General features: G+C 69.7%; 9 protein-coding genes and 1 riboswitch. Of the genes, 5 read left to right on the top strand and 4 right to left on the bottom strand.

Annotated features, from left to right (window positions below; genetic code table 11):
- Positions 1 to 64 precede the first annotated feature (64 nt).
- Positions 65 to 198, top strand: a riboswitch (TPP riboswitch).
- Positions 191 to 2,005, top strand: coding sequence for a phosphomethylpyrimidine synthase ThiC (gene thiC, locus ABZY11_RS03695; RefSeq protein ID WP_356477553.1), 1,815 nt, complete (start codon positions 191 to 193; stop codon positions 2,003 to 2,005). (Overlaps the previous riboswitch by 8 nt.)
- 87 nt (positions 2,006 to 2,092) lie before the next feature.
- Here thiC and ABZY11_RS03690 read toward each other — a convergent pair whose 3' ends face one another.
- From ABZY11_RS03690 to ABZY11_RS03675, 4 genes are all read right to left on the bottom strand, one after another.
- A complete protein-coding gene (locus ABZY11_RS03690) occupies positions 2,093 to 2,383 on the bottom strand; it encodes a hypothetical protein (RefSeq protein ID WP_356477552.1) in 291 nt (96 codons plus the stop codon).
- 108 nt (positions 2,384 to 2,491) lie between these two features.
- A complete protein-coding gene (locus ABZY11_RS03685; protein WP_356477551.1) occupies positions 2,492 to 3,316 on the bottom strand; it encodes a hypothetical protein in 825 nt (274 codons plus the stop codon).
- A 182-nt stretch (positions 3,317 to 3,498) separates the two neighbouring features.
- Entirely contained in the window at positions 3,499 to 4,557 is a 1,059-nt protein-coding gene (locus ABZY11_RS03680; RefSeq protein WP_356477550.1) for a metallophosphoesterase, read from the bottom strand.
- A gap of 173 nt (positions 4,558 to 4,730) precedes the next feature.
- Positions 4,731 to 5,843, bottom strand: coding sequence for a LacI family DNA-binding transcriptional regulator (locus ABZY11_RS03675; RefSeq protein WP_356477549.1), 1,113 nt, complete (start codon positions 5,841 to 5,843; stop codon positions 4,731 to 4,733).
- A gap of 370 nt (positions 5,844 to 6,213) precedes the next feature.
- Between ABZY11_RS03675 and hisC the strand changes: the two genes are divergently transcribed.
- From hisC to cydD, 4 genes are all read left to right on the top strand, one after another.
- Positions 6,214 to 7,293: a histidinol-phosphate transaminase gene (gene hisC / locus ABZY11_RS03670; RefSeq protein WP_356477548.1), complete on the top strand. Its 1,080-nt coding sequence runs from the start codon at positions 6,214 to 6,216 to the stop codon at positions 7,291 to 7,293.
- A 305-nt stretch (positions 7,294 to 7,598) separates the two neighbouring features.
- Positions 7,599 to 9,107 (top strand): cytochrome ubiquinol oxidase subunit I, encoded by a 1,509-nt coding sequence (locus tag ABZY11_RS03665; RefSeq protein ID WP_356477547.1) that lies wholly within the window; start codon positions 7,599 to 7,601, stop codon positions 9,105 to 9,107.
- Between the two features lie 18 nt (positions 9,108 to 9,125).
- The gene (gene cydB, locus ABZY11_RS03660) at positions 9,126 to 10,127 is read left to right on the top strand and encodes a cytochrome d ubiquinol oxidase subunit II (RefSeq protein ID WP_356477546.1); all 1,002 of its coding nucleotides are present in this window, start codon (positions 9,126 to 9,128) and stop codon (positions 10,125 to 10,127) included.
- A 107-nt stretch (positions 10,128 to 10,234) separates the two neighbouring features.
- The gene (cydD, locus tag ABZY11_RS03655; protein ID WP_356477545.1) at positions 10,235 to 13,789 is read left to right on the top strand and encodes a thiol reductant ABC exporter subunit CydD; all 3,555 of its coding nucleotides are present in this window, start codon (positions 10,235 to 10,237) and stop codon (positions 13,787 to 13,789) included.
- The last annotated feature ends 10 nt before the right edge of the window (positions 13,790 to 13,799 follow it).

The following is a 13,799-nucleotide window of genomic DNA, read 5'->3' as shown; positions in this document are numbered from 1 at the left end:
ATCATCGCAAGAAGAGACGGGCCCTCTGTTCAGTACGCCGGACGGGGCGCTAGCGTGGAGGGACCTTTGCACACGCGGGAGCTCGGAGCACCGGGCTGAGAGGGCGCTGAAATCCGTACATCCGTACGGGACGGGCTGCGCCGACCGCCGAACCTGTTACCGGGTAATGCCGGCGTAGGGAGTAGGTCTCATGACCACAGCGGACGCACGCACGCCTGCCTCGAACCAGAGCGACGAGGCCGGGAAGTCCATCGGCTGGCACAAGGGGTACGTCCAGGGCTCGCGCCCGGACCTCCGGGTGCCGGTCCGTCAGGTGCACCTCACCAACGGCAAGGACGTGACGCTGTACGACACGTCGGGGCCGTACACCGATCCCACCGTCGAGACCGATGTCCGCCGCGGGCTCGCACCGCTGCGGGAGAACTGGATCGTGGCCCGCGGCGACACCGAGGAGTACCCGGGCCGCCCCGCCCGCCCCGAGGACGACGGGCTCAAGCACACCTCGCCGCGAATGGGGTCTCCCCTGCTTGAGCGAAGCCGAGAGCTCGGGGAAGGGCTGCGCAACCTCGACGCGGTCTTCCCCGGCCGCCCGCGACTGCCGCGCCGCAGCCGGGACGGGCAGCCGGTGACCCAGCTCGCGTACGCCCGCCGGGGCGAGGTCACCCCGGAGATGGAGTACGTGGCGATCCGGGAGAACGCCGAGCCCGAGGTGGTGCGCGAGGAGATCGCGGCCGGCCGGGCCGTGCTGCCGGCCAATGTCAACCACCCCGAGATCGAGCCGATGATCATCGGCAAGCGGTTCCTGGTGAAGGTCAATGCCAACATCGGCAACTCCGCGGTGACGTCCTCCATCGAGGAGGAGGTGGAGAAGATGACGTGGGCGACGCGCTGGGGCGCCGACACCGTCATGGATCTGTCCACCGGCCGCAACATTCACACCACCCGTGAGTGGGTTCTGCGCAACTCCCCCGTGCCCATCGGCACCGTTCCGCTCTACCAGGCCCTCGAAAAGGTCGACGGCCGGGCGGAGGAGCTGACCTGGGAGATCTACAAGGACACCGTCATCGAGCAGGCCGAGCAGGGCGTCGACTACATGACGGTCCACGCCGGCGTGCGCCTGCCGTACGTACCGCTGACCGCCCGCCGCAAGACCGGCATCGTCTCCCGCGGCGGCTCGATCATGGCGGCGTGGTGCCTCGCGCACCACAAGGAGTCGTTCCTGTACGAGCACTTCGAGGAGCTCTGCGAGATCCTCGCGAGCTACGACGTGACGTACTCGCTGGGCGACGGGCTGCGTCCCGGCTCGATCGCCGACGCCAACGACGAGGCGCAGTTCGCCGAACTGCGCACGCTCGGCGAGCTGAACACGGTCGCCAAGCGGTTCGGCGTCCAGACCATGATCGAGGGCCCGGGCCATGTCCCGATGCACAAGATCAAGGAGAACATCGACCTCCAGCAGGAGATCTGCGAGGAGGCACCGTTCTACACGCTCGGCCCGCTGACCACCGATGTCGCCCCGGCGTACGACCACATCACCTCGGGCATCGGCGCGGCGATGATCGCGTGGTGGGGGACGGCGATGCTCTGTTACGTCACGCCGAAGGAGCACCTCGGCCTGCCCAACCGGGACGATGTGAAGACCGGCGTCATCACCTACAAGATCGCGGCGCATGCGGCGGACCTCGCCAAGGGGCACCCCGGGGCGCAGGACTGGGACGACGCGCTCTCCGACGCCCGGTTCGAGTTCCGCTGGGAGGACCAGTTCAATCTGGCTCTCGACCCGGACACCGCACGGGAGTTCCACGACGAGACGCTGCCGGCCGAGCCGGCGAAGACGGCGCACTTCTGCTCGATGTGCGGTCCGAAGTTCTGCTCGATGAAGATCTCCCAGGACATCCGGCGCGAGCACGGCGGATCGCAGTCGGAGATCGAGGCGGGCATGGCGGAGAAGTCCAAGGAGTTCGCGGCGGCCGGCAACCGGGTCTATCTGCCGATCGCGGACTGACCCGGGACACGGCGTCGCCCCGGGGCTCCGGCTTCCGGGGCGACGTCGCGCTCGAAGGCCCGCGCTCGAAGTTGCAGGGCTCGGAGTTCAGGTTTCGTGGGTGATCAGGCGTACGGCCGGAGCCGAGACCACCTGGGTGTACGGGACGTCGGGGAGCCGGATGACCGACACCGGCAGTTCCGCGTACCGGGACGCCGCCGAACACAAGGAGCGGGGCACGGCGTACGTCGCGGGCCTGCTCGCCGAGAGCGGCCGGCACGAGGACACCGAGGCACTCGCACGACGGCTCGTGCTGCTGATGGACGGGGCGATCGTCACGGCACCCAGGGAACGTACGACGGCTCCGGCCGCGGAGGCGCGCGTGATCTCGGCAGCCATGCTCGGCGAGGCGGCCCGCCCCCGAACTCGTTCGAACCCAACCCAACCCAACCCGCCCCGAACCGAATCCGGCCCGGCCCGGCCCGGCCCGGGTCTCGTAGGACCCGGTCAGTCCGGTTCGTGTTCGGGGCCGCCGAAGTCGGGACTGGTGAAGTCCGGACTGGTGAACGTCGGGCGGGGGCCCGCCGCCGGGCCGCCGTCCGGGCTGGAGAAGTCCGGCGGGCTGTAGCCGACCTTCGGGATGCGGTTCGCCGAGCGGACCGGCGTGCGTGAGGCGGGGCCGGCGGCGGGATCGGCGAGCGCGTCCCGCAGGAACGGCAGGATGCCGCGCTCCAGCAGGGCGTGGCGCCACGCCTCTCTGGCCCGTGCCACATCCTCCGGCAACTCGTCCTCGGCGTCCTCGGCGGGCTGCGACGTCGATCCGTTGCGCAGTGCCGTGATGAGCAGCCCGACGGCGGCGGCCAGGATCGCGGCGGCCGTGACCGCCGCGAAGAACCAGCCCGCGGAGACCATGGTGGACGCGAAGGACGGTGGTGGGTCGAGCAGCCTCAGCAGATAGCCGGCCAGCAGGAATATGAACGCGGCGGTTCCGGCCAGCACCGGCGCCAGGACCGTGACGACGGCTCCTATGCCCGCGCCCGACTGGTTCGTCCGGCTCGCGCCGGAGACCGGGCCCACATCCTCGTCCTCGCCCTCGGCCGGTCTGCGCAGTTCCTCGCGGGCCCGCACGTAGTGCTCGTACTCGGTGGCGGCCGTCGCGGTGATCAGCTCCGTGGCGTCCAGCGCCATGGTGCGCAGCTGCACGGCGTTGAGCCGTTCGCCGACCGCGGCCAGATCCGGTCGTTCATGGGCATGACGCAGTGCGTCGTCGAGGATCCGCTCGAACTCGGGTCGGTCCTCGGCCAGCAGGTGCGGAGCGCTGTTCATGTGCATCCCCCGATGCTCCGTCGGGCCTGAGTGCCCGTTGGGAACGGGCAGTTGGGCGGAAACGGAGGAGAGCCTGCTACTGATACGCCGATGGTAGAGCGCCCACGGCACGGGGTGACAGGGGGTTTCCGTAAATAGGCCCAGTGGTCGGCGTGGTCAGGTCGTGGGAGCGTCTTCCCAGAAGAACGTCAGTCATGCAGAGGCAGTTGGACGACCAGTAGCTTTCCGGCCATGGTCACTCCGCCGTCCATGGCGATGGCGAGCCCGTCCGCGTACACGTGCGGACCTTCGACCACGGGGCCGGAGCCGTCCTCGCCGTCCTCCGAACCGACCTCTCCGAGGAGGTACGGAATGGGGCTGTGACCATGGACGATGCGCTGTCCGCCGTAGGCCGACATCAGCTCCCGGACCGCCTGTGGACCCGACTCGTCGCGGAAGGCGAACCGCTTGGTGAGCTTGCGGAAGAGGTCCCAGCACTCATCGGCGTCGTTACGCGTGAGGATGGCGTGCACGGTGTCGTTGACGTCCTCGATGGTGGTGCCGTATTCGAGGTATGCCGTCGTGTCGGAGTGCATCAGCAGATGCCCGTCCTCCTCGACGATCGCGTCGAGCCGGGACATCCACTGGAGGTGGACGTCCTGAAGCCGCTCCATGTCGTTCTTCTGGCCGCCGTTGAGCAGCCAGGCCGCCTGGAAGGTGGCGGTGCCCGCGCCGGAGTTGACCGGGGTGTCGCTGAACCGCTTGGCGCCGAGGAGCAGCAGTTCGTGATTGCCCATCAGGGCCTTGCAGTAGCCGCCGGCGGCCGCGGCCTCGGCGGACAGGCGCATCACGAGGTCGATGACCCCGATGCCGTCGGGGCCCCGGTCGGTGAAGTCGCCGAGGAACCAGAGCCGGGCATTGCCCGCCGACCACTTGCCGTCGGCGTCGATGAGGCCCTGCTCGGCGAGGGCGGCGTGGAGCTCGTCCAGATAGCCGTGCACGTCGCCGACGACGTAGAGCGGTCCGCGGCCCTGCTCCGGGACGGGCCGGGGGTCGGGGACGGCCGCCACCTCCAGGGTGTCACCGCGGTTGATCACGGGAAGATCGCGCGCGGTGGGGGTGTACCCGTCCGGCGGCACGTCAACGGGGAGGGCGTTGCCCGGGTGCGGTGACGATGGCGGCACCGGGTTCTGGGCATAGGGCGGTACGCGGAAGTCGCGCAACGTCGCAGTCCGCACCACGGGTTCCTGACCGGCCCCCTGTGTCATCGACCCCTCCACCACCGTCGCGCCGCCGTACACCTGACGGGCCCTGCTGGTCGGGGCGGTCCGCGGTGTCGTGCGCCCATCATAGGAATGCGGATCGTCCTCTGTGACGCACCCGGGGTGGTGAATCCGGACGCACGTCGGGTTCACCGGCCGATTGGTCCGAAATCGCCTGATCAGTCCCTGGCCGGAGAGCGGGGTGCGCTGACCGTGGTGCGGGGTGGGCGGCGTTGCGAGGAGGTCCGCACGATGAGTTCCGTCGGTATGACCTGCTCCACCGGTCCGTCCTGATCCACGCCCTCGATGGCGTCGATCAGGAGCTGGATGACCGCCGTGCCGATTCTGCGCGGCTTGAGCGAGAGGGTGGTGATGGGGGGCTCGGTCGTCGCGTACACGGTGGACTCGCTGCAGCAGACCAGCAGCAGGTCCTCGGGGACGCGCAGACCGTACCGGCGGGCCGCCGCCAGCAGATCGGTGCCATTGGGGTCGAAGAGCCCGTAGACGGCGTCGGGCCGGTCGGGGCGGGCGAGCAGCCGATCGGCGGCGACCGCGCCCGCGCACGGGTCATGGGCGGGGTACGACTCGTACACCGGGTCCTGGCCCACGCGCTCGCACCAGTGGAGGTACGCGGTGGTGGAGAGGCGGGTGTACGTATCGGTGGTGGTGCCGGTGAGCAGGCCGATGCGGCGGGCTCCGGCGGCGGCGAGGTGGTCGAGCAGATCGAGCACGGCGGCCCGGTGGTCGTTGTCGACCCACGCGGTGACCGGGAGCGTTCCGGCCGGGCGTCCGTCCGAGACGACGGGCAGCCCCTGGCGTACGAGTTCCGTGACGACCGGGTCCTGGTCGGAGGGGTCGATCACGACGGTGCCGTCGAGGGCGACGTTCGACCAGACGTCGTGGCGTGAGGTGGCGGGCAGGATGACGAGGGCGTAGCCGCGGGCGAGCGCGGCAGAGGTGGCCGCTCTGGCCATCTCCGCGAAGTACGCGAATTCGGTGAAGGTGAAAGGTTCGTCCCCGTAGGTCGTCACGGTCAGGCCGATGAGGCCGGACTTGCCGGTACGGAGGGTTCGGGCCGCGGCGGAAGGGCGGTAGCCCAGGCGCTCTGCGACCTCGCGGACATGGCGGCGGGTGGCGTCCGGGAGCCTGCCCTTGCCGTTGAGCGCGTCGGAGACGGTCGTGATGGAGACCCCCGCGGCGGCGGCCACGTCCCGGATTCCCGCTCGTCCCTGCCGGCCGCCGCGCCGGGGTGTGTCCGTCCGGCTCACCTGGTGCTTCCCTGCTGCTGTCATGGCGAGCCGATAGTAGGGCTCGGAAGGGCGGTTGGCCTGATCGCATATTCACTCGTTGACAGGCACGTTTCTGCATGATCATTAAGGGTCAAATGCCTTGCAAACCAAGGGGGTTGAAGGGCTTGACCGTAGTGTGTCATGCGTCGAACCCGATGGGCCTACTAAATGGTCGATGTCTCGAAGAGGTCTCATCTCACCTCTTCGAGGGACGCGCGCCACGGAGTGAGCCACCGGCGCGCGTCGGGGCGGAGCGCGCTCCCCCCATTCCTGGTCGCACCGGACGATTGGGTGCTCCGGCCATTCGCAGCGGCGCCCAATCCTCATAAGGTGAGCAGTATTGATGTGTACAGACGGTCGAGGAGGACCTGCGGTGAGCGAGACGAGCCCCAAGCTGCGCGCCGAGCTGGACGGCGTCCCCGCCTATGTACCGGGCAAGCCGGCTGCTGCCGGCGGACCGGTCGCGTTCAAGCTGTCCTCCAACGAGAATCCGTATCCGCCGCTGCCCGGGGTGATGGAGTCCGCCCTGGCCGCGGCCGCGAACTTCAACCGCTACCCGGACATGGCCTGCACCGGTCTGATGAACGAGCTGGCCGACCGTTTCGGTGTGCCCCTCTCGCATCTCGCCACCGGAACCGGATCGGTCGGTGTGGCGCAGCAGCTGATCCAGGCCACCTCGGGCCCGGGCGACGAGGTGATCTACGCCTGGCGCTCCTTCGAGGCGTACCCGATCATCACGCAGGTCAGCGGTGCGACCTCGGTGAAGGTTCCGCTGAACGACGATGAGGTGCACGACCTCGACGCGATGGCGGACGCGATCACGGACCGCACCCGGCTGATCTTCGTGTGCAACCCGAACAACCCGACCGGCACCGTGGTGCGCCGGGCCGAGCTGGAGCGGTTCCTGGACCGGGTGCCGGGCGATGTCCTCGTGGTGCTCGACGAGGCGTACCGGGAGTTCATCCGTGACGTCGAGGTGCCGGACGGCATCGAGATCTACCGGGACCGGCCCAATGTGGCGGTGCTGCGGACCTTCTCCAAGGCGTACGGCCTGGCGGGGCTGCGGGTCGGTTTCGCCGTGGCCCACGAGCCGGTGGCGGCGGCGCTGCGCAAGACGGCGGTGCCCTTCGGGGTCAGCCAGCTCGCGCAGGACGCGGCGGTCGCCTCGCTGCGTGCCGAGGACGAACTCCTGGGGCGGGTGGGCTCGTTGGTGTCCGAGCGTCAGCGTGTGCAGCGGACCCTGGCCGGCCAGGGGTGGATTGTGCCGGATTCCCAGGCGAACTTCGTCTGGATGCGGCTCGGGGACCGTACCGCCGACTTCGCCACGGTATGTGAGCGGGCCGGAGTGGTGGTCAGGCCGTTCGCGGGCGAGGGGGTGCGGGTCACGATCGGGGAGGACGAGGCGAACGACCTGTTCCTGAAGGTGGCGGAGTCCTACCGCAAGGAGCTGTAGCGCGGCGGCGCAGGCCGCCTGCGCGACTCGGGGCCGGGCCCCGTACCTCGTTCGACGGGGTACGGGGCCCTTCTCGTTGTCCGGGTACGCCGGGTCCGGAACGCTGTGCTCCCGGGCGTCTGGTTCGGGTGGATTGATCGGAACGTCCCAAGAGGGGTACCCCGCCCGAACGTCCCGAAAGTCTGTGCGCCATAATGTTTGTGAATGTGAACGCGTTCACAAGCGTGTCCTGCTTCCTCCCATGATTAGTCGGATTTAAAGGGCAAACTGCCGGTGCGACTACGGCGACGTAAGGAGAAGACGACGTGGAGCTAGCTCTGGCGCCGGAGACCCTGGCGCGATGGCAGTTCGGTATCACTACCGTCTATCACTTCCTGTTCGTCCCACTGACGATCTCGCTCGCCGCGCTCACCGCCGGCCTGCAGACCGCCTGGGTCCGGACGAACAACGAGAAGTACCTCAGGGCTACGAAGTTCTGGGGAAAACTCTTCCTGATCAACATCGCCATGGGCGTCGTCACCGGCATCGTCCAGGAGTTCCAGTTCGGCATGAACTGGTCCGACTACTCGCGGTTCGTCGGCGACATCTTCGGCGCTCCGCTCGCCTTCGAGGCACTGATCGCGTTCTTCTTCGAGTCCACCTTCATCGGCCTGTGGATCTTCGGTTGGGACAAGCTGCCGAAGAAGATCCATCTCGCCTGCATGTGGATGGTCTCGATCGGGACGATCCTCTCCGCGTACTTCATCCTGGCGGCCAACTCCTGGATGCAACACCCGGTCGGCTACCGGATCAACAAGGAACGCGGCCGGGCCGAGCTCACCGACTTCTGGCATGTGCTCACCCAGAACACCGCGCTGGCCCAGTTCTTCCACACCATCACCGCGGCCTTCCTGGTCGGCGGCGCGTTCATGGTCGGCATTGCCGCCTTCCACCTGGCGCGCAAGAAGCACATCCCGGTGATGCGGACCTCGCTGCGGCTCGGCCTGGTCACGGTGGTCATCGCCGGACTGCTCACCGCCATCAGCGGCGACCAGCTCGGCAAGGTCATGTTCAAGCAGCAGCCGATGAAGATGGCCGCCGCCGAGGCGCTCTGGGAGGGACAGAACTCGGCGCCCTTCTCGATCTTCGCGGTCGGCGACGTAGCCAAGGGCCACAACACCGTGGAGATCTCCATCCCGGGGATACTGTCCTTCCTCGCGGACGACAGCTTCACTTCGTATGTCCCAGGCATCAACGACATCAACAAGGCCGAGCAGGAGAAGTTCGGCCCCGGCGACTACCGGCCCAACATCCCGGTCGCGTTCTGGAGCTTCCGCTGGATGATCGGCTTCGGGATGGCGTCCTTCGCCCTCGGCATCCTCGGACTGTGGCTGACCCGGAAGAAGTTCATGCTGCCGCCGAGGCTGCGGACCGGTGAGGACGAAGTGCCCAACCTGGTCCTCTTCAAGAACAAGGCACTCAGCCCGAAGCTCGCCAAGTGCTACTGGATCGTCGCGCTCTGGACCCTGCTCTTCCCGCTGATCGCCAACTCCTGGGGCTGGATCTTCACCGAGATGGGCCGCCAGCCCTGGGTCGTCTACGGCGTGCTCCAGACCCGCGACGCGGTCTCCCCCGGCGTCTCGCAGGGCGAGGTGCTCACCTCGATGATCGGATTCACCCTGCTCTACGCCGTGCTCGCGGTCGTCGAGGTCAAGCTGCTCGTGAAGTACATCAAGGCAGGCCCGCCGGAACTCACGGACGCCGACCTCAACCCGCCCACCAAGATCGGCGGCGACCACGACGACGCCGACCGGCCGATGGCCTTCTCCTACTGAGAGCAGCGGAGCTGAGAGATGGAACTCCACGACGTCTGGTTCGTGCTCATCGCCGTCCTCTGGACCGGCTACTTCTTCCTGGAGGGATTCGACTTCGGGATCGGTGTCCTCACCAAGCTGCTGGCCCGGGACCGCAAGGAACGACGGGTCCTGATCAACACGATCGGGCCCGTCTGGGACGGCAACGAGGTGTGGCTGCTCTCCGCGGGCGGCGCGACCTTCGCCGCCTTCCCCGAGTGGTACGCCACCCTGTTCTCCGGCTTCTATCTGCCGCTGCTGATCATCCTGGTCTGCCTGATCGTGCGCGGGGTCGCCTTCGAGTACCGGGCCAAGCGGTCCGGCGAGAAGTGGCAGACCAACTGGGAACACGCGATCTTCTGGACCTCGCTCATCCCGGCCCTGCTCTGGGGCGTGGCCTTCGGGAACATCGTGCGCGGCGTGAAGATCGACGCCGACATGGAGTACGTGGGCAACTTCTGGGACCTGCTCAACCCGTACGCCATCCTCGGCGGACTGGTCACGCTCTCCCTCTTCACCTTCCACGGAGCCGTGTTCGCGGGGCTCAAGACGGTCGGAGACATCCGGGAGCGGGCGGGCAGGCTGGCGCTGAAGCTGGGGATCGTCACCGCGGTGCTCGCGCTCGGCTTCCTGATCTGGACCCAGCTCGACAACGGGGACGGCTGGAGCCTGCTGGCGATGATCATTGCTGCGGTGGCGCTGGTCGGCGCGATCGCCATGATCGCGGCGGGGCGCGAGGGATGGTCGTTCGCGCTCTCCGGAGTGACCGTCGCGGCCGCGGTCGCGATGCTCTTCCTGACGCTCTTCCCGAACGTCATGCCGTCCTCGCTGGACGACGCCTGGAGCCTCACGGTCACCAACGCCTCGTCCACCCCGTACACGCTGAAGATCATGACCTGGTGTGCGGGGATCGCCACTCCGGTCGTTCTGCTCTACCAGGGCTGGACGTACTGGGTGTTCCGCAAGCGCATCGGTACGCAGCACATCGCCGAAGCGCACTGAACGCAGCCGGGGCCTGGCCGGCGGATCACGACCCGGGGCGCGACGCCGACCCCGATCCGCCGGGCAGAACCCGGTCCATCGACCGAGCTCGCTAGGGGCTGTTTCACGTGAAACCGATCGACCCGCGTCTGCTCCGCCACGCCCGCGCCACCCGCCTCTTCCTGGCAGCCGTGGTGGCGCTCGGAGTCGTCGGGGCGGCGCTGGTCATCGCCCAGGCCATGCTCATCGCCGAAGTGGTGGTGGGCGGGTTCGAGGACGGACTGACGGTCTCCGGTCTGCGGACCCCGCTGATCCTGCTCGCTGCGGTCGCGCTCGGCCGGGGCCTGGTCTCCTGGCTGACCGAACTGGCCGCGTACCGGGCCAGCGCGGCGGTCAAGTCCGAACTCCGCGGCCGGCTGCTGGCACGGGCCACGGCGCTCGGTCCCGGCTGGCTGAGCGGCCAGCGCACCGGCTCCCTGGTGGCACTCGCGACCCGCGGTGTCGACGCGCTCGACGACTACTTCGCGCGCTATCTGCCGCAGCTCGGACTCGCGGTGGTCGTGCCGGTGGCGGTCCTCGCCAGGATCGTCACCGAGGACTGGGTCTCGGCGGCGATCATCGTGGTGACGCTGCCGCTCATCCCGCTCTTCATGATCCTGATCGGCTGGGCCACCCAGTCACGGATGGACCGCCAGTGGCGGCTGCTGTCCCGGCTGTCCGGACACTTCCTCGACGTGGTCGCCGGACTGCCGACACTGAAGGTCTTCGGCCGGGCCAAGGCACAGGCCGAGTCCATCCGTACGATCACCTCGCAGTACCGCCGGGCCACGCTGCGGACCCTGCGGATCGCGTTCCTGTCGTCCTTCGCCCTGGAGCTGCTGGCGACGCTGTCGGTGGCCCTGGTGGCCGTCACCATCGGCATGCGGCTGGTGCACGGCGAACTCGACCTCTACACCGGCCTGGTGGTGCTGATCCTGGCGCCCGAGGCCTATCTGCCGATCCGCCAGGTCGGAGCGCAGTACCACGCGGCCGCCGAGGGGCTCTCGGCCGCGGAGGAGATCTTCGCGGTCCTGGAGACCGAGCCCCGGCAGAACGGGACGGCGGACGTACCGGGTTCGCTGCGGCTGGAGCTGGAAGGGGTGACCGTGCGGCACGAGGGCCGCACCGAACCCTCGCTCGACGCGGCCTCCCTGGTGGTGGACGAGGGGGAGACCGTGGCCCTGGTCGGCCCCAGCGGCGTCGGAAAGTCCACCCTGCTCGATGTGGTCCTCGGCTTCACGGCACCCGACGAGGGGCGGGTACGGATCGGCGGCGTCGACCTGGCGACACTCGCACCCGAGCGATGGCGGGAACAGATCGCCTGGGTGCCGCAGCGCCCGTATCTCTTCGCGGGCACCATCGCGGAGAACGTACGGCTGGCCCGGCCGGACGCCGACGACAGCACGGTGATGGCCGCACTGCGGGACGCCGGGGCGTACGACTTCGTGGCGGAACTGCCGGACGGGGAGCGCACGCTCATCGGCGAGGACGGCGCGGGCCTCTCCGCCGGACAGCGCCAGCGGCTCGCACTCGCGCGGGCCTTCCTCGCCGACCGCCCGCTGCTGCTGCTCGACGAGCCGACCGCGAGCCTGGATGGCGAGACGGAAGCGGGGATCGTCGAGGCGGTACGGCGGCTGGCCGTGGGCCGGACCGTGCTGCTCGTCGTGCACCGCCCGGCGCTGCTCCCGGTGGCCGACCGGGTGGTGACCCTGACCCCGGGCGCGACCGCGCGACCGGCCAGGACCGAGACGTCCGCGGTCGTGCCACGGCCGGCGAGCGCACCCGCTGATCGGAATGAAGACGCCCCGGAACCCGAGGCGTTGCGGGACACCGCGGCCCGTTCCGGCCGGGTCCTGGCACGGGTCCGGGAGGCCGCAGGGGCACAGCGCGGCCGGCTGGCACTCGCGCTGCTGCTGGGCAGCCTCGCCCTGGCCTCGGCCGTCGGACTCATGGCCGTCTCCGGCTGGCTGATCTCCCGCGCCTCCGAACAGCCCCCGGTGCTCTATCTGATGGTCGCCGTGACCGCGACCCGCGCCTTCGGACTCGGCCGGGCCGTCTTCCGCTACGCCGAGCGTCTGGTGTCGCACGACGCGGTGCTCAAGATGCTCGCCGAACTGCGCGTCGCGGTCTACCGAGGGCTGGAGCGCATCGCCCCCGCCGGACTCCGCCGGGCCCGGCGCGGCGACCTGCTCTCCCGGCTCGTCGCCGACGTCGACGCCCTCCAGGACTACTGGCTGCGCTGGATGCTGCCCGCCGGAACCGCCGTGGTGGTCGGAACGGCGGCCGCCGGATTCATGGCCTGGCTGCTGCCGGCGGCAGGCGCCGTGCTGGCCGTCGGACTGCTGCTGGCCGGAGTGGGAGTGCCGCTGATCAGCAGCGCCTGCTCCCGCCACACGGAACGCCGGCTCGCCCCCGCCCGCGCCGATCTGGCCACCCGGATCACGGACCTGCTCGGCGGGACCGCCGAACTGACCGTCGCGGGTGCCCTGCCCGCCCGTACGGAACGGACCCGGGACGCCGACGGCGTGCTGACCCGCATCGCCGCCCGCGCGGCGACCGCCACCGCGCTCGGTGGCGGCCTCATCGCCCTGATCGCCGGCCTCACCGCCGTCGCCACCGCCCTCGTCGCCCTTCCCGCCGTGCACGACGGCCGGCTCGCGGGCGTGGAACTCGCGGTGGTGGTGCTCACCCCGCTGGCCGCCTTCGAGGCCGTGACCGGCCTGCCGCTCGCCGTGCGGTACCGCGGAAGGGTCGAGCGGAGCGCGGAGCGGGTGTACGAGGTGCTGGACGCCCCGCTGCCCGTACACGAACCCGCCAACCCGGCCGAGGCACCCGCATCGCCCTTCCCGCTGGAAGTACGCGGGCTGTCGGCGCGGTACGCCGGAGCGGACCGGGACGCCCTCGACGCCGTCGACCTGACGTTGACGCCCGGCAGGCGTATCGCCGTCGTCGGACCCTCCGGCTCCGGCAAGACGACCCTCGCGCAGGTCCTGGTCCGCTTCCTGGACGCACGGACGGGGACGTACCGGATCGGTGGCGTCGAGGCCGGTGCGCTGGAAGGGGACACGGTCCGGCGGTTCGTCGGGCTCTGCGCCCAGGACGCCCATGTCTTCGACAGCTCCATCCGGGAGAACCTGCGGCTGGCCCGGACCGACGCGACGGACGAGGAACTGCGGGCCGCCCTCGGCCGGGCCCGGCTGCTCGACTGGGCCGATGCGCTGCCCGACGGGCTCGACACCCTCGTCGGCGAACACGGCGCACGCCTCTCCGGCGGCCAGCGCCAACGCCTCGCCCTGGCCAGGGCGATCCTCGCCGACTTCCCCGTCCTCGTCCTGGACGAACCCGCCGAGCACCTCGACCTGGCGACCGCGGACGCCCTGACCGCGGACCTGCTGGCCGCCACCGAGGGACGCACGACCGTCCTGATCACCCATCGCCTGCAGGGACTCGAAGCCGTCGACGAGGTGCTGGTGCTGGACGCCGGCCGCATCGTGCAGCGCGGCCCGTACGCCGACCTCGCCGCCGGGGAAGGCCCCCTGCGCCGGATGCTGGAGCGCGAGCGGGAGACCGCACGGGTGCCGGAAGGAGCCATCGGCCTACAGACCGCACGGGTACCCGAAGAAGCCGTGGGCGCACACGCGTGAGCCGGGCAGC

The sequence above is a fragment of the Streptomyces sp. NPDC006510 genome, from assembly GCF_040611955.1.
Taxonomy (GTDB): Bacteria; Actinomycetota; Actinomycetes; order Streptomycetales; family Streptomycetaceae; genus Streptomyces.
The sequence above is the reverse complement of the archived record's forward strand: the minus strand, read 5'-3'. Positions and strand labels throughout refer to the sequence as shown.